General features: G+C 46.5%; 23 protein-coding genes. 15 read left to right on the forward strand and 8 right to left on the reverse strand.

Translation table 11 applies throughout. From position 1 onward, the window contains the following. Positions 1-42: 42 nt before the first annotated feature. The 7 genes from bla (at position 43) to KB186_RS11165 (ending at position 5,486) form a co-directional block, all read left to right on the forward strand. The gene (gene bla / locus KB186_RS11135) at positions 43-861 is read left to right on the forward strand and encodes a subclass B1 metallo-beta-lactamase (RefSeq protein ID WP_173609001.1); all 819 of its coding nucleotides are present in this window, start codon (positions 43-45) and stop codon (positions 859-861) included. 166 nt (positions 862-1,027) lie between these two features. Continuing rightward, on the forward strand, positions 1,028-1,681 hold the full coding sequence (locus KB186_RS11140; protein WP_173609000.1) for a hypothetical protein: 654 nt from the start codon (positions 1,028-1,030) through the stop codon (positions 1,679-1,681). A gap of 110 nt (positions 1,682-1,791) precedes the next feature. Beyond that, on the forward strand, positions 1,792-3,309 hold the full coding sequence (locus KB186_RS11145) for an MDR family MFS transporter (protein WP_173608999.1): 1,518 nt from the start codon (positions 1,792-1,794) through the stop codon (positions 3,307-3,309). A 12-nt stretch (positions 3,310-3,321) separates the two neighbouring features. Beyond that, positions 3,322-3,849 (forward strand): PadR family transcriptional regulator, encoded by a 528-nt coding sequence (locus KB186_RS11150; protein ID WP_173608998.1) that lies wholly within the window; start codon positions 3,322-3,324, stop codon positions 3,847-3,849. Between the two features lie 96 nt (positions 3,850-3,945). Further along, positions 3,946-4,236, forward strand: a complete 291-nt coding sequence (locus tag KB186_RS11155) for a DUF3817 domain-containing protein (protein WP_047070474.1) — start codon at positions 3,946-3,948, stop codon at positions 4,234-4,236. A gap of 88 nt (positions 4,237-4,324) precedes the next feature. Then, entirely contained in the window at positions 4,325-4,522 is a 198-nt protein-coding gene (locus KB186_RS11160) for a hypothetical protein (protein WP_229087967.1), read from the forward strand. Between the two features lie 37 nt (positions 4,523-4,559). Continuing rightward, positions 4,560-5,486: an ADP-ribosylglycohydrolase family protein gene (locus KB186_RS11165; RefSeq protein WP_221867489.1), complete on the forward strand. Its 927-nt coding sequence runs from the start codon at positions 4,560-4,562 to the stop codon at positions 5,484-5,486. A 19-nt stretch (positions 5,487-5,505) separates the two neighbouring features. Here the strand turns inward: KB186_RS11165 and KB186_RS11170 are convergent, their stop codons facing one another. The 3 genes from KB186_RS11170 to KB186_RS11180 form a co-directional block, all read right to left on the reverse strand. Continuing rightward, positions 5,506-5,922: a DUF2243 domain-containing protein gene (locus KB186_RS11170; RefSeq protein ID WP_232773611.1), complete on the reverse strand. Its 417-nt coding sequence runs from the start codon at positions 5,920-5,922 to the stop codon at positions 5,506-5,508. Positions 5,923-5,993: 71 nt separating this feature from the next. Then, entirely contained in the window at positions 5,994-6,512 is a 519-nt protein-coding gene (locus tag KB186_RS11175; protein ID WP_173608996.1) for a DUF3231 family protein, read from the reverse strand. 123 nt (positions 6,513-6,635) lie between these two features. After that, positions 6,636-6,992, reverse strand: a complete 357-nt coding sequence (locus KB186_RS11180) for a DUF2512 family protein (RefSeq protein ID WP_173608995.1) — start codon at positions 6,990-6,992, stop codon at positions 6,636-6,638. Between the two features lie 158 nt (positions 6,993-7,150). Between KB186_RS11180 and KB186_RS11185 the strand changes: the two genes are divergently transcribed. After that, the gene (locus KB186_RS11185) at positions 7,151-8,005 is read left to right on the forward strand and encodes a manganese catalase family protein (protein WP_173608994.1); all 855 of its coding nucleotides are present in this window, start codon (positions 7,151-7,153) and stop codon (positions 8,003-8,005) included. A gap of 69 nt (positions 8,006-8,074) precedes the next feature. Here KB186_RS11185 and KB186_RS11190 read toward each other — a convergent pair whose 3' ends face one another. After that, a complete protein-coding gene (locus KB186_RS11190) occupies positions 8,075-8,554 on the reverse strand; it encodes a hypothetical protein (RefSeq protein WP_232773612.1) in 480 nt (159 codons plus the stop codon). Positions 8,555-8,741: 187 nt separating this feature from the next. Between KB186_RS11190 and KB186_RS11195 the strand changes: the two genes are divergently transcribed. From KB186_RS11195 to KB186_RS11220, 6 genes are all read left to right on the forward strand, one after another. Next, on the forward strand, positions 8,742-9,470 hold the full coding sequence (locus KB186_RS11195; RefSeq protein WP_007715956.1) for an amino acid ABC transporter ATP-binding protein: 729 nt from the start codon (positions 8,742-8,744) through the stop codon (positions 9,468-9,470). Positions 9,471-9,502: 32 nt separating this feature from the next. Next, positions 9,503-10,354: a transporter substrate-binding domain-containing protein gene (locus KB186_RS11200; protein ID WP_173608993.1), complete on the forward strand. Its 852-nt coding sequence runs from the start codon at positions 9,503-9,505 to the stop codon at positions 10,352-10,354. A gap of 96 nt (positions 10,355-10,450) precedes the next feature. Beyond that, entirely contained in the window at positions 10,451-11,104 is a 654-nt protein-coding gene (locus tag KB186_RS11205) for an amino acid ABC transporter permease (RefSeq protein WP_088906220.1), read from the forward strand. A 15-nt stretch (positions 11,105-11,119) separates the two neighbouring features. After that, on the forward strand, positions 11,120-11,770 hold the full coding sequence (locus KB186_RS11210) for an amino acid ABC transporter permease (protein WP_173608992.1): 651 nt from the start codon (positions 11,120-11,122) through the stop codon (positions 11,768-11,770). A gap of 76 nt (positions 11,771-11,846) precedes the next feature. Continuing rightward, positions 11,847-13,115 carry a sensor histidine kinase gene (locus KB186_RS11215; protein WP_232773648.1) on the forward strand — a complete coding sequence of 423 codons (1,269 nt, stop codon included), beginning with the start codon at positions 11,847-11,849 and terminating at the stop codon, positions 13,113-13,115. 3 nt (positions 13,116-13,118) lie between these two features. Further along, complete coding sequence (locus tag KB186_RS11220) at positions 13,119-14,036, forward strand: response regulator (protein ID WP_173608991.1); 918 nt, start codon at positions 13,119-13,121, stop codon at positions 14,034-14,036. A gap of 54 nt (positions 14,037-14,090) precedes the next feature. Here the strand turns inward: KB186_RS11220 and KB186_RS11225 are convergent, their stop codons facing one another. The 4 genes from KB186_RS11225 to KB186_RS11240 are packed head-to-tail and all read right to left on the reverse strand — an operon-like array spanning position 14,091 to position 17,515. Continuing rightward, positions 14,091-14,816: an ABC transporter ATP-binding protein gene (locus KB186_RS11225; RefSeq protein ID WP_232773613.1), complete on the reverse strand. Its 726-nt coding sequence runs from the start codon at positions 14,814-14,816 to the stop codon at positions 14,091-14,093. 4 nt (positions 14,817-14,820) lie between these two features. Continuing rightward, a complete protein-coding gene (locus tag KB186_RS11230) occupies positions 14,821-15,627 on the reverse strand; it encodes an ABC transporter permease (RefSeq protein WP_064201759.1) in 807 nt (268 codons plus the stop codon). 17 nt (positions 15,628-15,644) lie between these two features. Beyond that, positions 15,645-16,226 (reverse strand): nitrous oxide reductase accessory protein NosL, encoded by a 582-nt coding sequence (locus tag KB186_RS11235; protein ID WP_232773614.1) that lies wholly within the window; start codon positions 16,224-16,226, stop codon positions 15,645-15,647. Beyond that, the gene (locus tag KB186_RS11240; RefSeq protein WP_370646672.1) at positions 16,223-17,515 is read right to left on the reverse strand and encodes a right-handed parallel beta-helix repeat-containing protein; all 1,293 of its coding nucleotides are present in this window, start codon (positions 17,513-17,515) and stop codon (positions 16,223-16,225) included. Before KB186_RS11240 ends, KB186_RS11235 begins: the two co-directional genes overlap by 4 nt. A 360-nt stretch (positions 17,516-17,875) precedes the next feature. On the opposite strand from KB186_RS11240, the gene KB186_RS11245 reads away from it, so the two are divergent. Further along, positions 17,876-18,187, forward strand: coding sequence for a hypothetical protein (locus KB186_RS11245; RefSeq protein ID WP_232773616.1), 312 nt, complete (start codon positions 17,876-17,878; stop codon positions 18,185-18,187). Positions 18,188-18,231 lie beyond the last annotated feature (44 nt).

Raw genomic sequence — 18,231 nt, forward strand, 5'->3', positions numbered from 1 at the left:
AACAGGCAAAAGTAAAATCGACGTTAGAAAGGTGAGATTCGGTTGAAGATTCATAAGGGATGGATAAGTAAAACGATTTGCAGTTTGTTCCTGACAGTGGCCGTAGTCTTGACAGCTTTTTCTAATCAAACGATTGCCCAAACGACAACATCATCTCCCACCCAGATTACCAATCCAGGGAAAAGCATTGTGTTAACAAAATTAAATGACAAAGTATGGTTACATACATCCTATCAAGAATGGAATGGCACAACCTATGACCACAATGGCTTAATCGTTTCTACTTCCAAAGGAGTTGTCCTGATTGATACAGCCTGGGGCGACACCCAAAAAACGGAAGAGCTCTTACAGATGATCAAGAAGCATTGGAAGAAAGACGTTGTGTTGGCGCTGATTACACATGCACATGATGACAGCATTTCAGGTATCCGTGCGTTACTCGATCAAAAAATAGAGGTACGCAGTACACGTTTGACGGCAAAACTTGCGAAAGAATATGGATATCCCTCCCCCAATCCGACTCTTGATGAAAAGCCAGTAATAAAGGTAGGCGACACTATCTTAGAAGCCTTTTATCCTGGGGAAGGGCATTCGAAAGATAACATTACCGTTTGGCTTCCCCAATCCAAAATATTATTTGGTGGATGCTTCGTCAAAGCATTGGGTGCCAAGGATCTCGGAAATCTTTCTGATGCCAATGTAGAGGAGTGGGATGACTCCGTTCAGAAGGTAATCGAAAAATATCCACATATCGAAACCGTTGTACCCGGACATGGGAAAACGGGAGGCAAAAATTTGCTTGATCACACTATGGAGCTAATCAAACAACATTCCGAGAAGCAAGAAGCTGCTCAGAAATGAATTGTCAAAGGAACTCCTGCAAAACAAACTCCTTCTCAAAACCAACATGAGAAGGAGTTTGTTTATGTAAGGTGTTTTCTTTTTTCTTCCAATCGTCTAAAATTTTGATATAGGCCAGAAGTCATTGCTTTATTACCACAATCATTCAGTCATAGGAGTCCTTATTATGAAAAAAATCATAGGTATTGCCTTGATGGTCGCTTTACTAGGCTTCAACGCCTATTTGTGGCCGACATTGATTCACGCGGTAAAAACCGATGGACGAACGGATACAAAAACAGCGTCTATTTCCCAAAAAGCAGGTATCACCAAACGTGCTATGGATTTGGCCAATCAAAGTCCGCGGGCCGCAAACGTTTCCGCCTATCCGGTTGAAAAGCCTGTGGCTGTGTCAGCACCTGCACCAGCTTCAGCGCAAAAACAAAGCGAAGGGAAGCCAAAAACAAAAGCGGTAGCAACTGCAAAAACGAGTAAACCGAAGAAGAAAACACAAAAGACGAAAACCTCAACAAAATCAGTCAAGAAGCAGACTACACGTCCTCCGGTAAATAACGTGCCAATTAACCCGGCCTGGGATGATAACGGCCTCTATGTCGTAGACGATGGAGGACCAGGAAGCAGTTGGGTGGAGCTGTCGGATGGTTCTTTGTTGCGTAAGAGCGACGGGACACGGACATTTAACCTCCCCTATAATAAGAATCCATTCACTGGAGAGATTAAGCCGACAGTGGAGCCGATGTCAGAAGCGGCGTATAAAATGTGGAAGGGTAATCAAGCCCAGCAGCCATCCCCATTTAGCCCGTCACCATTCGGGCGATAATAAACAGAAAAAATGCTCCGAGAATAAGGAGCATTTTTTTTCGGGATGTAGTCAAATTTGAATATAATAACGTATAGTACTTTGATTTGACCACTCAGGAGGGCGAAGTAATGATTGCAAGAGAAAGTAAAGTGAATATGGTGTTAGCCGGGCTGCTGCTAGGTCTCCTGATGGCTTCCATGGACAACACCATTGTCGCGACAGCGATGGGTACGATTGTCGGTGAGATGGGCGGCATGGATAAGTTTGTTTGGGTGACATCAGCGTACATGGTCGCTACGATGGCGGGGATGCCGATATTTGGTAAGCTCTCCGATATGTATGGGCGAAAACGTTTTTACGTATTTGGTCTCATTGTATTTTTGTTAGGGTCCATTTTATGCGGGACGGCAAACAGCATCGTCGAGTTGAGCATTTATCGGGCGATTCAAGGGATTGGCGGCGGAGCGCTGATGCCGATTGCCTTCACGATTATTTTTGACGTATTCCCGCCGGAGAAACGTGGAAAGATGACGGGACTATTCGGAGCTGTATTCGGTACGTCCAGCGTATTTGGCCCTTTGCTTGGGGCGTATATTACCGAGTATGTCAGCTGGCACTGGATCTTTTACATCAATGTACCAATTGGTGCCGTGTCCCTCTGGTTGATCTCGATGTATTACAAGGAATCGTTGGAATACCGCAAGCAAAGCATTGACTGGTGGGGAGCGATTACGCTTGTCGGTGCTGTAGTGAGTCTAATGTTTGCACTGGAGCTGGGCGGCAATCAATATGCATGGGATTCGATGCAGATTATTGGCCTGTTCTCTTCCTTTTTCCTGTTGTTTGTGATTTTTCTATTTGTCGAGAAGCGGGCATCTGATCCGATTATTTCGTTCTCCATGTTCAAGAAGCGGTTATTTGCCACGACAAATGCGATTGCACTGTTGTATGGATCTGCTTTCATTATTGCTACTGTGTACCTGCCGATTTTTATCCAAGGGGTATATGGCGGGTCAGCGACGAATGCCGGATTGCTGTTGACACCGATGATGCTTGGTTCGGTTGTTGGCAGCCAAGTAGGAGGATTTCTGACGACGAAGACCAGCTTCCGCAATATTATGCTTCTGTCCGCTGCCTTTTTCATACCAGGTATTTTTCTTTTGAGTACACTGACGCCTGATATTCCTCGTTCAATCGTGACGCTTTATATGGTGATTGCAGGGTTTGGCGTGGGCTTCTCTTTCTCCACCTTGGGAATTTCAGCGATTCATGGCTTTGATATGCGTCAAAGAGGATCGGCCAGTTCAACGAACTCTTTTTCCCGTTCATTGGGGATGACATTGGGGATCACCGTGTTTGGGATCTTGCAACGTAACTCGTTTGAAAACGGCTTGTTCTCTGCCTTCGGGGGTCAAGGGATGACGAATGCCATGACAGACCCACGAGCGATTTTGACACCAGAAGCGCGCGAATCCATACCGGCTCCTGTTTTGGATCAAATGATCGATATTCTCGCTTCTTCGATAGCGAATACGTTTATGTGGGCACTCGTTCCTGCTGTTCTTGCTCTCGTGTGCATTTTGCTGATGGGAAATGATCGGGCGCTGGGGAAATCGCCTTCCGCACCGAAACCGGAACGTGGATAGAGGAGAATCGTCATGAGTCTAAAATTGCTTGTTCTGGGATTGCTGATGGAAGGAGAGAAGCATCCCTATGAGGTTCAGCAGCAGGTGAAGGCTAGAGGGATGGATTGTTACATGAAATACGCCAAAGGCTCCCTCTACTACGCCTTCGACCAACTGGAAAAGAGCGGGATGATTGAGGTCAAAGAAGTCATTCGTGAAACTAGCCGCCCAGATAAGAAGATGTATGGGATCACGCCAAAAGGCGAAGAGCAATTTCAACAGCTTCTCTTGGAAGAGCTGCAAAAACCGATGCAGCTGACCAATCCGATTTACGCTGCGCTTACTTTTGCTTCGTACGGTGATCCGCAAAAAATGGATGAGGCCTTGGAAGATAACATCCGGGAGGTAAGACGGTTAGCTGGATTATTGGAATCGATCCAGGAGGAAAAAAGAGAGAGGCTCAGCTGGGGAGCACGAGCGATTCTGATCGGTGCCATTGAGCATTTGCAGGCAGAGATGCGCTGGATGGAACGCATCCGAGAAGAAGCTTGGGGCCGTTGATTTTGACTATATTATGAACATTGGACTATTTTCATCATTATGATAGTTTTTCATTTATAATAGTGGTAATTTCAATGGCAAGGATGGTACCCGCACATGATGAACTCTGCCCTCGGACGTTTCCGTCTCATCGGCCTGATCGAAGGTGTCTCGTATTTGGTCCTTCTCGGGATTGCTATGCCGCTCAAGTATTTTTGGGATTATCCAGCCGCAGTAAAAATTGCTGGCTCGCTTCATGGATTGTTTTTTGTCCTGTATATTTTGGCGTTAGCACATGTTACAATGACCAATAAATGGTCTTTCCTGAAAGTAATCGGGGCATTTATCGCTTCATTACTGCCATTCGGCAACTTTGTTCTGGATGCACGCCTGAAAAAAGAGCAGTAAGTATACACATTACGTAAGGCACTAGAAGGCGGGTCATTGTACCCGTCTTTCGTACATATTCAAAAGAGAAAAAATGGAGGGGATCTGTGTGGAGACCAGAATTTTGGCAGGAATTCTTTTGTGGGACGAAGAGGAACAGTACGTTCTTGAAACCGTGATGGAGGACCGTTACAAGCTGGTTCTGCCGCAGATTATCACGCTTGCGAGCACAGAAGAAAAGGTAGCGACAGATGAATTGAATGAACAATACGTTGGTCAAAATGTCATTGCCAGATGTTTTGTTTGATATGAACAGATAATTCTGAAAAAGGGTGTGTGCAGGTGTGGAACTACGTGACCGCTATACGGGAAGTTTGCTAGGGTTGGCCGTTGGAGATGCACTCGGAACTACTTTAGAATTTCGCAAACCGGGGACCTTCGAGCCGCTTACAGAAATGGTCGGCGGAGGACCGTTCAATTTAAAACCCGGGGAATGGACGGATGATACGTCGATGGCTCTTTGCTTAGCTGAGAGCTTGATTACGCAGAACGGCTTCGATCCGGTTGATCAGATGAACCGATATGTAGCCTGGTTTCGTGAGGGTTACATGAGCTGCAAGGATCATTGCTTCGATATCGGGAATATCACCAAAGAAGCGCTGTGGCGATTTGAGCAGACAAAAATTCCATTTAGCGGATCGGATCATCCGATGTCGGCAGGGAATGGCTCCATGATGAGGCTAGCACCTGTCGCACTCTATTATGCCGATCAACCGGAGCTTGCCATTGATTATTGCGCGCAAAGTTCTCGCACGACACACGCGACGGCTAAGGCAGTAGACGGCTGTCGTTTTTTGGGGGCTTTGCTTGTGGGTGCTCTACAAGGTATTTCCAAAGAGGAGTTGCTTGCTGATTCGTTCTCTCCTGTAGCCGATTTATGGGAAAAGCAACCGCTTGATCCTGAAATCGCCCGTGTTGCGAATGGCTCCTATAAAGAGAAAACGAGAAAAGAGATCAAAGGATCGGGGTATGTCGTCGATTCGCTTGAAGCGGCGCTTTGGGCTTTTTATAGCAGTAGTTCTTTTGAAGAAGGCCTGTTCCTGGCGGTAAACCTCGGGGATGATGCGGATACGACGGGAGCTGTCTACGGTCAATTGGCAGGTGCCTATTACGGAGTAGAGGGCTTGCCTCAACAGATGCGCAAGCTGTTGGCTAAGCGAGAGTTGATGGAGGAGTTCGCGCGGAAATTGTACGAGCACGCCACTCGCTAACCGACAAAATGGAATGGCTTCATTTAGATTTTGTGCGCCTATACAGCAGCCATCCGATTACAATCAGCAGAAGTGCGAATACATCATAATAAATATCGTATAAGAATTGAGACGGGCCCGGCTTGACGTGATGAATTTGCAGGAGATGGTGGTTAACGATTCCTTCCATCAAGTTAAATATACCAGCTCCGAGGAAAAAACTACTCCAGAAATAGTACACAGTCCCTAAAGGATTGCTTTTCCACAGAAGAATGCCCGAAATGAAAATGATAACCGTCACGAATAAATGGAAGAAACCGTCACTCATGATCTGATGGTGTCGATCTCCATACATGTCGACACTATGCCACTGTAAGATTTGATGAAAGATAATGCCGTCCAGCATGCCAATGATACCTACTCCAAAGAGAAAGGCACCGATCATTGTTTTTTTCAATCGTGCATCCCCCAGTTCAAAATAGGTAAAAACGATAAGCACTGCCAATCAGACAGTGCTTATCACCAAGATTAGGCATGGACAAGTTCTGGCGCTTGCATATGAAGAGGCGGCGGAACTAACCAGCCTTTTTCTTTTAAAATGCGGAGCAACCTGAGGCCAAATTGGGCTTTTGCAACATGGTACTGACCAAAAAGCATTCCGATATCTTCCCGGATGGACTGAGCCATGATTTGACTGCAGGCAACCAATCCGGCTGCAATGTCTCTTGAAACACCGGCAGCGATCTCTGGATCGTTCATACGAGCTCCAGCTGGAATGCTTTCCAGATTCGCTACTGGTCGATCCGGTGGTGCAGGTGGCAATCCAATCCCATTCACTTTGAGCAATTCATCCAGTTGCTCTACTTCTTGTTTCATGCTTCGCGTAATGTCCTCGAGAAAGCTTTTCAGATCATGATCACCAGTATGGTTGAGCGCTGTTTGATAACTAGCAAGCAAGCCCTTTGTTGTTGAAAGATACATCCATACTCCAAATACCTCGCCATAATGCATAGGTTCATTTTGCGGATTGCCTGATAAAATACCCATTAACGTCCTCCCGGTACTCAATAGAGTTTTGATATCCATTCGGGTTCTCCTAACTTTGTGATGTAACCCATAGATAAGATTTACAAGGGAGACAGGATATATCCCCTCAAAGGAAGAGGAGAATTATTTACCGGGTTCTTTCTGGACACGATTATGATCGTATATCCCCAAATAGCGATGGTATACAAGTTCTGCCACACCTAAAAGGGCTACCGTAATGATTAACTCGCCAAAACTTAGTGGCCAATTCAGCCATCTGGCAACTGCCCATAAATAAATCCCAGCGATCACTGCATCTGCAATCGTGGCCGTAACATTATTGGTAGCTCGTAATATCAATTGATCGCCAATCAGATAGGCGATGACGGTTAAGCCGAGTGCCGTTAAAATGGCGGATGTCCAGGATGCATTTGCAAACCACCATAAACAAGCGACAACAATAATACCGTTAACAGCAGCCTTAATTAAAAATCGAGTCATTTTTATTCTCCTTCCTTTATAGTCCTTATGGTGCTTACTGTTTTACAAAATAGTCGGGTTTATTCAAGTGCCGTTTTCTTGCTTTTTCCGGTTAAAGTAGATCGTCATCATCCAAACTAAGACCTAGCATTCATCTATTTGGTGGGAGGTCATCCGTTTTGTACTTTTACAAGGAAGATTTGATTAACATGATTGTTCCAGATAAACCAGACCCGGCGGCAGCTAAAGTCATCCAGGAGATTTTGGGTGGTCGTTTTGGAGAAATGCGCACCATGATGCAATATTTTTTCCAGGCGAACAACTTCCGTGGGAATGCCATACCGTATCGTGATTTGCTACGGGGTGTTTTTTTGGAAGAAATAGCGCACGTGGAACTTGTACAGCACACGATTAATCAATTGCTGACGGGGAGTGGTGAAGATGTTCCCGGTAATGCGGGGGTTGACGGAGCACCGCTTGATGAGGCAGTCAAGCACGCGAACCCGCACCATTTCATCGTGGGTGCGCAAAGCTCCTTACCCGTCGATGCAGCAGGAAATCCATGGATGGGGAATTATGTGTATAATCATGGAAATTTGATAAGCGATCTTCTCGACAACCTGGTGCTGGAATCAACCGGTGTCCTGCAAAAGTCACGCATTTACGAAATGAGCTCGAACAAAACATTCCGTGAAACGCTTGCTTTCCTAATCGTTCGGGATAACGCCCATCAAAACGCCTTCGCAAAGGCATTGGAGACATTAGGCGTGAACTGGGGCAAGCTGTTCCCTATCCCCAACTACGACATAAACAAGTATCCTGAGTGCCGCAAGTATGTCGAAATGGGCTTCCACAATGCTCAGTTCAATTTCCGCTTGGATAACACTCGTATTGGAGAAATCTTCAACGGACAGTCACCGAGTAGAAATGGCGGCAGTTTGGAAGTAGTTCCGCCACCTGAGGGCTTCCCGGTTCCTATCATGCCGGAACAGCCAAATGAACACAGTCCAGGACTGTATGATCTGAATGCGTAATAGGTTAAAAGGGAAAAACCAGTCATCGCATAAAGAGCGTTGAACTGGTTTTTTCTTTTTTTCTATTTGTTACTGCTGGCTTGCTCTTGCAGCCTGGAGCAGCATTTCTTTGGAAACCGTTGGCGAATCGGTAGCTACACGATACATAATCGGTTGATCTCCATCTTGATCCAGCCAAGACAGCTCTTGATACTGACCGGATTCACTGAACAAGAACTGGTCATTTTTCGTGTAATGCGCTTTTTTTCCACTGATAGTTACTGCATCGTATTTTGTTGTTTCTGGTGTACTCAATTGTACATCTAGCTGTTCTTTCGGGAATTTCTCGACCGTGACAAAGATGCGTTCTTTCTGCTCGTTCTCATACACGCTCGTATAGGCTTCGATAGGAGAAGTCGTCTGTGGAACAACTTTCCATACGACATTTTTACCTGTTTCCTTGCTTTCTTCTTGAAGCTCATGCAGCCACTGCTGGCCTTCTTGACCCATCATGACGCTATACGGAGTACCTTGTTTGCCCTCAAGGAATGAGAAGCTATCAGGAAGCATAGGCCGGCCTCCATTCAGGTCTTACATGGTATATTGGCTCCCATTCGACTGGTAGGTTCACTTTGTTTTTTTATTGTGTGTTATTAGAAAATTGTAAACAGAAAAACTTTTCTTTGTCTTTTTCAGTAGTTTTGAGTAGTTCGACATTAGTATACAAAATAAGACATAGAGCAGGGGGGATTTAAGGTTGATCAGTTTTCATCAAGTAAATAAACATTACGGAAGCTTTCATGTCCTCAAGAACATCAACCTGCATATCAACCAGGGAGAAGTCGTCGTGGTCATTGGCCCGTCAGGATCGGGTAAAAGCACGATGGTTCGCTGCATCAACAGATTGGAAACGGTTACAAGCGGAGAACTGGTGGTAGACGGGGTGAAAGTGAACGATAAAAACACCGATATCAACAAGCTGCGTCGGGACATCGGCATGGTGTTCCAACACTTCAATCTATATCCGCACAAGACCGTACTGCAAAACATTACGCTGGCACCAACCAAGGTACTGGGCGTATCGCAGAAGGAAGCCGAAGAAACGGCTCTCTACTATTTGGAAAAGGTAGGGATTCCGGAAAAGGCAGAAATGTTCCCAACGCAACTATCTGGTGGTCAACAGCAACGCGTCGCAATCGCACGAGGACTGGCCATGCGACCAAAAATCATGCTGTTTGACGAACCGACCTCTGCACTGGACCCCGAGACAATCGGCGAAGTTCTCGACGTCATGAAGAAGCTGGCGAAGGAAGGCATGACGATGGTAGTCGTAACGCATGAAATGGGCTTTGCCCGCGAAGTGGCAGACCGCATCGTGTTTATGGATCAGGGAACGATTCTCGAAGATTCTACACCAGAGGAGTTTTTCGCAAGTCCGCGTGAAGAGCGTGCGCGTTTGTTCTTGAGCCGGATTTTGAATCACTAAAAAATAAAACGATAGAGAAAAGGGGAATTCAGATGAAAGCAAACAAGCTGTGGAAAAAAGTAGCAGGTATGGGTCTCGTACTCATGCTGAGTGCAACTGCGTTGGCAGGCTGTGGTGGGGGTAGTGCAACAGAAGGCGGTGCAAAAGGTACACCAGCTGCAGCAGGTACAGGCACATTGGCAAAAATCAAAGAAAGAGACAAATTCGTAGTCGGAGTGAAGTACGACCTGAACTTGTTCGGCTTGAAAGATCCGGCAACCGGAAATGTAGAAGGCTTCGATATCGATATTGCGAAGGCAATTGCGAAGAAAGTACTCGGGGACGAAAACAAAATCGAGCTGAAGGAAGTAACCTCCAAAACACGTATCCCGATGCTGAAAAACGGAGAAATTGACGCGATCATCGCAACGATGACCATTACGGAAGACCGTAAAAAAGAAGTAGACTTCTCTGACGTGTACTTCCTGGCGGGTCAATCTTTCCTGGTGAAAAAGGACAGCTCAATCAACGGTCTGAAAGACATGCAAAAAGGCATGAAAATCGTGACCGCAAAAGGTTCTACTTCTGCAAAAAACATCAGAGCGAGTGCTCCTGACGTAGAAGTACTGGAATTCGAAAACTACGCGGAAGCCTTCACAGCACTCAAAGCTGGTCAAGGTGACGCGCTGACAACTGATAACGCTCTCCTGTACGGTATGGCGAAGCAAGATCCGAACTACCGTGTAACAGAAGAAACCTTCACGGAAGAGCCATACGGTATTGCAATCAGCAAGGGTGACGCTGAATTCGTGAAAACAGTGAACGATTTGCTGAAAGAAATGAAAGAAAACGGTGAATACGACAAGATTTATGAAAAATGGATCGGAACAAAACCTAAAAAATAATGCGGTTCGACTCTATAAAGAATGAGCGGTTTACTCTGCCGCTCATTCCCTTATATCCCCAACTGAATTTTGCACACAAGGAGGATCGCATAAGAGATGATCGATTTTTCTATCTTGTTTGATCACATGGATATGTATCTCGAAGGCTTTTGGAACACCTTGCAGGCGAGCCTGCTTGCTCTCGTCGGGAGCTTTGCACTGGGGACGCTCTTTGCGATCTTTCGGATTTCTCCGATTCGACCACTCAAGTGGATCGCTACGGCTTATGTTGAGTTTGTGCGTAATATCCCGTTGATTCTCGTCGTGTTCCTCTTTTTTGTGGGTCTACCGGCAATTGGTATCGTGCTGGAGCCTTTTATTGCAGGTACGCTTGGCTTGACAGTGTATACGGCAGCATTTATCGCGGAGACGATCCGCGCAGGCATTCTGGCGATTCCAAAAGGACAGACAGAAGCCGCTCGTTCCTCGGGATTGACGTATGGACAAACAATGCGCTATATCATTTTGCCGCAAGCGATCAAGGTCGTGATCCCGCCGATGGGCAACCAGTTTATCAATCTCGTAAAAAACTCCTCAGTATTAGGTGTGATTGCAGGTCTTGACCTGATGTATTTTGGGGATCTGATTTCCGCTGATACGTTTGTTACCTTTGATGTGTACATTTTTGTAGCTGTTTTCTATCTGATTCTGACCCTTCCGTTGAGCGCGTTCGTCAGTTATTTGGAGCGACGCTTGGCTGGAAGCCGCTAAGAAGGAGGGGACATCATGGACTTTACCGGAGCTTATGCGCCCAGTCATTTGACCTTCCTGCTCGAAGGCTTTTGGGTCACCTTGCAGGTTGCTTTCTTGTCAATTGTCTTCAGCTTTACTATTGCGATTATCGTAGGGGTTTTGCGTTACGCAAAAATTCCCGGAGTCTCACAAGTTCTCGGGACAATCGTAGAGCTGATTCGCAATTTGCCGCTCTTGTTGATTATTTTCTTTACGTATTTTGCTCTCCCGGAAGTGGGATTCAAGCTGGACAAGTTTTGGGCCGCTGTTCTGGCGTTGGTTATTTTCGAAGCAGCGATGTTGTCGGAAATCGTGCGAAGCGGTTTAAATTCGGTCGAAAAAGGACAGATTGAAGCTGCACGTTCTTCTGGTCTGAATTATGTCCAGACACTGTGGCATGTTGTCCTGCCACAGGCTCTCAGAAGAATGGTTCCGCCGATTGTGAGCCAATTCATTTCGCTCTTGAAGGATACGTCGCTGGCTGTCGTAATCGCTTTGCCTGAGCTGATGAACCATGCGCAAATCATCAACGGACGCAATGTCAACTACGTCATCCCGACCTTCCTGATGGTGGCAGTGATGTACTTTGTCGTCAACTACGCGTTGTCAGTCGTCTCCAAGCGACTGGAAAACAAGCACGCTTAAGCGTTTTATCTTTGCAGATCTCCGATTCTTAGTAAAATAAGAATAGGAGATCTTTTTCCGTATGAAAGGAGCAGCTATGCGAGAACGCCTTTTGATCCTGTTTATTATCATGCTGGCAACTGCTTTTTTTGGAGAGATGAAGGTAAACCCCGTAGGAGGGTCTTTTCGTTTTTCATTGGGCATCGCTGCTTTCTTTTTTGGATTGCTGTGGTTTTCGTCCGTACCTGTATTGTTGACGGGATTTTTTACAGGGACGTTTATCTTCGGATTTCGCGTCGGAATGGATGTCTTTTTTGCGTATCGTCCGTACATGGAGAGTGTGGCTGCGCATCTTCCCTCCGCCTTTTACTATTTCAGCTTTACCGTTCTGTTTTACTTGCTCCGTGCGCGTAGCTATCGCGAGTTCCCTCTATGGTTGGGGCTGATAGGTGCATCCATTGATTTTATCTCCAATGTGGTAGAGATTCAGGTACGACAGTATTTCACTGATTTTCCGCCGATTACTTGGCAGAGCTTTTTGATGCTTCTCTTCTTTGGGGTCTTGCGCAGCTTTTTTGCTGTCGGCTTGTACAACAGCTTTTCGATCAGGCAGTTGCGGGCTGTGGGAGAGGTGCGTCAGCAAGAGTTGGAGCGTCTGCGGATGATCAATACGGAGCTGTATGAAGAAGCCTTTTACTTGCGCAAATCGATGACGCATTTGGAGGAAATCACGCGCGAGAGCTACCAGCTTTACAGGCGTCTGCTCACCTCGGATCATACGGAATCCCCGACCGCCTTGACGATTGCCGAGAATGTGCATGAAGTGAAAAAAGATTCACAACGGATGCTGGCGGGCATTTCCAAGCTGATCAATCAGGAGGGACTGGCACCACAGCTGCCGATCAAAGAACTGTGTGAGTTGGTTGCTCGGGCGAATCAGAAATACGCAGAGATGTTGGGAAAGGATATTCGGATCGAGTGGAGCTGTAACGTCAGCCTGTCTACCAGCCAAATCTATGCGCTGCTCTCCGTGCTAAACAACCTGGTAGCCAATGCAGTAGAGGCGATTCCCACGTCGGGAAGGATTGAGCTGAATGTAAAACTGATTCATCGTCATCTGGTGTTCAGTGTACTTGACAGTGGTCCGGGAATCCCGCTGGAAGAGCAGGAATGGGTGTTTCAGCCCGGGTATACGACGAAATACGATGAACAGGGAAATGCCTCTACCGGAATTGGACTGACGCATGCCCGCGGAATTGTCCAAAGCCTGCAAGGGAGCTTGCGTATTTTACCTGATCAGAAGCAAATGACGCATTTAGAAGTGCAAATTCCGACCGACCAATTGCTCGGAAAGGAGGGAGTGTAAGCTATGATACGTTTCTTTTTAATTGAAGACGATGCGGTAGTGCGCCGCATGCTCGAACGGATTATTCAAGACAGCGGGTTGGGCGAAATTGTAGGACAAGCCAGCGACGGCAGTCACGTATCGATTGATCAGCTATATGGGGTCGATGTCATTTTGATCGACTTGTTGATGCCGGGGCTTGATGGCATTCAAACGATCAAAAAGTTGCAGGCAGATGGCTTCGCGGGCCGCTTCATTATGGTGTCACAGGTAGAGAACAAGGAAATGATCGGGGAGGCTTATTTGCAAGGGATTGATACCTTTATTCAAAAGCCGATCAACCGCCTCGAAGTGATGGCTGTACTGAAACGGGTATCGGATTACTTGTCGCTGGAAGCCTCTCTGCAAACCATCCGCAAATCATTGCAAATTCTGGACGTCAAAGCAAAAGAACCGCATACCAGCGGCTTGAAAAGTCAGTCGTCCGATCAGGACATCCTTGCTCAAAAAGCGAGAAAACTGCTGTTGCAGCTAGGGATTGCGAGTGAAGCTGGTGCTCCCGATCTGTTATTGATCATGGAATGGCTCGAACAGGATGAGCGACAAGGAGACAAGCTGCACGAATTGCAGCTCAAGGAACTGTACACACAAATTCTGCTGAAGGTACATGCCAGCTTGGATGAGCATGGAATTACCAAAGAGGTGCGTGCCATGGAACAACGGATTCGCCGGATGGTCCTGCAAGCCTTTACGCATCTTTCCTCATTAGGCTTGACCGATTATGCCAACCCGACCTTTGAACACTTTGCACCAAGACTGTTTGACTTTCAAGAAATTCGCCAACGGATGCAAGAACTGGAGGCGGGCGAAAAAACGACGAAGTGCCGGATTAGTGTGAAAAAGTTTTTATCTGTCTTTTATATGGAAGCAAAGGCACTATAAATAGCAAAAACGCGGGAGCCGATCTAAACGATCAAAGCTCCCGCGTTTTTTTATTCATGCCTTTGTCTGATTCACAAGCTCGGAAAAGGCACCATATAAACCAATTGCCCCATACTGCTGCTGGTACTCCTTTATCAAGCCATCACGTACGATTTTCCCGTTCATCAAGAAAATCGCTCGATCAGCCACAGCATCTGCCACCTGTAGCTGATGCGTCGTAAAGAGAACGGATTGCCCCGCGAGCTTTACTTCCCGCACGAGATCGACGAAGGCATCCATCCAATACGGATCGAGTCCGTTGGTCGGTTCATCGAGGACGACGAGTGCGGGCTTGGCCAATATCGCTTGGGCAAACAGGAGACGCTGCTGCATGCCTTTGGAGAACTGAGACACCCGTTTGTTTCTCACTTCATGCAGTCCCACCATTTTCAGCAGGCGATCTGCCTCTTCTGGGGTGCGATTGCGTAGGGAAGCGTAAAATTCGAGCGTTTCTTTGGCGGTAAGTCCGGCAGAAAATGTAAAGTGATCTGGCATATAACCGATTTCTTGCAGATACTCTACGCGATTATCGTTCCAGTTCAACCCATTTAGCTGAATGGTTCCCGAAGAAGGAGGGAGAATACCGACCAGCATCCGCAGGATCGTACTTTTTCCTGCGCCGTTCCCGCCGCATAAGGCAACGACCTGACCGGGTTCAATGTTCATACTGAATGGGTGGACGATTGTTTTTCCATTGATTTCCTTGGTGACCTGGTCGATAGTAAGTCCTAACATATTCATTGCATTACCTTCTTTCCCATACCCGGATGGCTATGAACAAGGTCGCGCTGATCCAGAGCAGACTGAGTGCGACAAAGATGAGATCACCAAGCGGAGAATCAGCCCAATACACCCATTTGTAGTATTCAGGTCCAAAGATCGAGCCACCGCCTAATCTGGCAACGGAAAAAATTCGTACAAACTCTGCTGGGTTGAGAAACGTTGCGAGCTGAAGCAGGGGCTTGATCCATGTATAAGGGACGAAGCTGAGCACAGAGATGAGAAGAGTAGGCCATGCCAGAATATAGAAGAACCAGATGCTGACCCCCATTGTCAAAGCCTGCCAACGGTTTTTACTGATGGCGCCAATCAGCATGGCTATACCTAAAAATAGCAGAATGAGACAGATGGAAAAGGCGAGCAAAAACAAAAGTGTCGAGAATGCAAAGCTTTTTCCTAGCAGCATCCCTGCCACACCAGACAACCCATACCCGAAGCTGACAATCGCGACTAACACGAGTGCTTGTCCCAAGTATTTCCCCACCAGGAACGAAAAGGTCGTCATGGAGTAGGTAGAGAGTAGCTGCCAGCTTCCCTCTTCTTTTTCCGCCGTCAAAGAAAAAGAGGAGAGAAGCATCGTCATCAGTGGCAGCAAATACAAAATCAGATTCAGCATGGTACCTGTCGTGTACGTATAACCCTTCATGTAGGACTGCGATTGGATGATCAAGAGTCCCAAACTAAACAGGGAGAACAGAGCCATAAACGAGTAGGACCATGGATTGCGAAAGCCTACCTTCACTTCTCGTTTGGCAATCAGATTGATGTGCAAAGACTCCACTCCCTCTGTTAGTTATGTGTGGTTGGGGCAGTACTGTTGCTTCCGTGATCGGCTGGCTTGCTTTCGTGACCGCCATTATGTTGACCTTCGGAAGAATGACCGTCTTTGTTCATGTGTTTGCTCATTCCATTTTCCCAGCTATGATTTTTCAACTGTTCCGCACTCATGACAATGCCTTTCTTTTGTTCTTGAACGAAGCCGTCTGCAGCAGACTTCTCTTTGAAAGAATAGATGCCATAGGTCATTGGCGTTTTGAAGTCTTTGTCGTAAGCGTAGGTAGCTTGCTCCGCTTTTGTCCATTCTGCTGTGTAGTAATCGCGGACAAATTGTACAGCCACGTTATCGGTTCCATTCTCTTTCGTCCAGTTGTACATGCAGCCGAGATCATCGAATTTCAGTGCTTTTCCATCTTTTAAAACGATTTCAGTAGCATTGTGATCGTTAGGGACATGCATTTTGCAAAGGTCGCATTTGTCTACGCCTTCCGCGATATCTACAGGTTTTGGCTCTTCGCTTCCGCAGCCGACCATAAGCAGGCTAATGCCGAGAATTGCTCCGATTGTTGTACCCCATTTTTTCATTTTGTTCATGATTTTCTCACTCCTATATAAATGATCGAACAGCTTCCTATTAACAAGATAAGTCCAAGAATGCCTGCGCCCCAACTGCTCGTTTGCCCCGATTCAATGAGCACGGTGTCCGAGGGTTGCATTAAAGGAGTTGCATCCTTGATTGCTGAGCCGGCTCCGCTAGTAAACAAGCCTTCCAGAAACACAAATCCCGGGGCTTGGAAAAACAACTGATAGGCAGGAACCGCATCGGTCAAACCCAGGTAAAAAGGATTCATTTCGTACGGCAAGTCACTGCGGGAATCCCCGTTCACATCGAGTCCTTGCAGATTGTCCCAGTAGTTTTTGTTTAAGTTGTTGTTCTGACTATCCTGGGCTTGCGCTTGGATGACGTTTGAGACAAATTGATTATCGGTTAATACGTTGTCAGAAGAGGACAAAAACTGCATGCCGATAAAGTTGAGACTGAGTAAATTGTTTTTGACCGTAATTCCAGATGATTGCTCTAAATACAGTCCAACCCGGTTGCCCTCAATCGTGTTGTTGGCAATCAGCGTATCCTGGACGGTAATGAGTAGAATTCCTTGTGAACCAGGATTTTTTTGCTGTTTCAAAAATTGATTCCCGGTAACCGTCAATTTGCGCGACTCCATAAGCTGGGAGCCTGTCACATTTTCCATTCCAATGTTGTTGATGACCGTCGTATCAGAGGTACCCATGAAGTGATAGCCGTACCGCGAGTTCGTCACCAGATTTTGTTCCAGATGGTTTCGATCGCTATTTTCGACGTAAAAGCCATCTTCGACATTCGTCACCTGATTTTTAATGAAACGGTTATGATCCGATTCACGCACGTCAATTCCGTTTCCTCGTTTCGCTTTTTCCGTTTGCTTTGGCTTTACTTCGGGCTGTGCCCCGTGATTATGTCCCGTACTGGTCGTTGGGCTGCCATCACCTTTGATTTTTCCGATGACTTGAACGTTGTGCAGCGTGTTGTAGTCTGCTTGTCGTAATTGAATACCGATCCCTTTCGTTTCAACGATGACATTTTCCAGGAAGTTTTGATCGCCACGGATGACAAGAGCGGCTACGTCACTGTTGATTCGCTTGTCCACGATATGGATTCCTTGCACACTCACATTGTCGCTTTCAATCGTGAGCGTTGCCTCTTCCTCGGTCGGATTGATGATCTTCACGGGATCATTGGCTACCAATTGAATCGGCTTGGTAATGCGGATAGGACCTTTGTACAAACCATACGGGATGGTTACGGTATCGTTAGGGCGTGCTTGATCAATCATCGCCTGCAAGGAGTCAGAATCGGCAGGCGTCGCCTTGGCTGTGATAGGCAGCTGTAGAGCAACGATACAAATGACGGAAACGAAAAGTAGCGGGAGAGATAATTTTCGATCTTTCCATCGTAATGACAGGTTGCATCCTCCCCTATTCCACTAGAGAGCTCTCTTGTTTATTGCCGGATCATCGGCTGCTAGCTACATTTAGGATAACAGCCTCTTTTCATTTTCGTATGACTCAACCGGGCTATAAAACGTGTCAAAAAACGCAACGATTATGAAAAAATGGAAGGGTCGAGAGGTTTACACCTATGGTGGCAATGTGCAATTAAAGCGGTCATACTAAATGGTAGAGACGAAAAGGAGAGAAGATAAATGGATAGAAACATAGAAAAAGCACTGCGCACGACGCTGGAATATTGGGATCGGATGAAAAAGAGCCACGAGGACGACGCGGAGGACGATGCGAATCAGTTTGAGGCTTCGTTTTACCGCATGATGGATCACATCCGCGAGTGGTACAATCAGCTGGAAGCGAAGCCTGATACACTAGAGGATGCACTGCTTCTTCCAGACATGGCAGAGGTTGCAGAGCAGCTGCCTGTAGAGATCATGCTGAATTTTGAAACGGAGCTGGAATTGATCGTAGATGGGCAAATTCGGGAGGATGATGAGAAATACGATTAAAAACAGAGAACTTGTTGCATCCTATCCTTGACATGATTTACTAG

The sequence above is a fragment of the Brevibacillus sp. AF8 genome (genome assembly GCF_021270385.1).
Classification (GTDB): Bacteria; Bacillota; Bacilli; order Brevibacillales; family Brevibacillaceae; genus Brevibacillus.

Excerpts from the sequence above, each read along its gene's own strand:
- KB186_RS11140 (WP_173609000.1), top strand. The coding sequence starts at position 1,028 with ATGAAAAAAATCATAGGTATTGCCTTGATGGTCGCTTTACTAGGCTTC.
- KB186_RS11145 (WP_173608999.1), top strand. The coding sequence starts at position 1,792 with ATGATTGCAAGAGAAAGTAAAGTGAATATGGTGTTAGCCGGGCTGCTG.
- KB186_RS11150 (WP_173608998.1), top strand. The coding sequence starts at position 3,322 with ATGAGTCTAAAATTGCTTGTTCTGGGATTGCTGATGGAAGGAGAGAAG.
- KB186_RS11155 (WP_047070474.1), top strand. The coding sequence starts at position 3,946 with ATGATGAACTCTGCCCTCGGACGTTTCCGTCTCATCGGCCTGATCGAA.
- KB186_RS11175 (WP_173608996.1), bottom strand. The coding sequence starts at position 6,512 with ATGGGTATTTTATCAGGCAATCCGCAAAATGAACCTATGCATTATGGC.
- KB186_RS11180 (WP_173608995.1), bottom strand. The coding sequence starts at position 6,992 with ATGACTCGATTTTTAATTAAGGCTGCTGTTAACGGTATTATTGTTGTC.
- KB186_RS11190 (WP_232773612.1), bottom strand. The coding sequence starts at position 8,554 with ATGCTTCCTGATAGCTTCTCATTCCTTGAGGGCAAACAAGGTACTCCG.
- KB186_RS11200 (WP_173608993.1), top strand. The coding sequence starts at position 9,503 with ATGAAAGCAAACAAGCTGTGGAAAAAAGTAGCAGGTATGGGTCTCGTA.
- KB186_RS11205 (WP_088906220.1), top strand. The coding sequence starts at position 10,451 with ATGATCGATTTTTCTATCTTGTTTGATCACATGGATATGTATCTCGAA.
- KB186_RS11210 (WP_173608992.1), top strand. The coding sequence starts at position 11,120 with ATGGACTTTACCGGAGCTTATGCGCCCAGTCATTTGACCTTCCTGCTC.
- KB186_RS11215 (WP_232773648.1), top strand. The coding sequence starts at position 11,847 with ATGCGAGAACGCCTTTTGATCCTGTTTATTATCATGCTGGCAACTGCT.
- KB186_RS11220 (WP_173608991.1), top strand. The coding sequence starts at position 13,119 with ATGATACGTTTCTTTTTAATTGAAGACGATGCGGTAGTGCGCCGCATG.
- KB186_RS11225 (WP_232773613.1), bottom strand. The coding sequence starts at position 14,816 with ATGAATATGTTAGGACTTACTATCGACCAGGTCACCAAGGAAATCAAT.
- KB186_RS11235 (WP_232773614.1), bottom strand. The coding sequence starts at position 16,226 with ATGAACAAAATGAAAAAATGGGGTACAACAATCGGAGCAATTCTCGGC.
- KB186_RS11245 (WP_232773616.1), top strand. The coding sequence starts at position 17,876 with ATGGATAGAAACATAGAAAAAGCACTGCGCACGACGCTGGAATATTGG.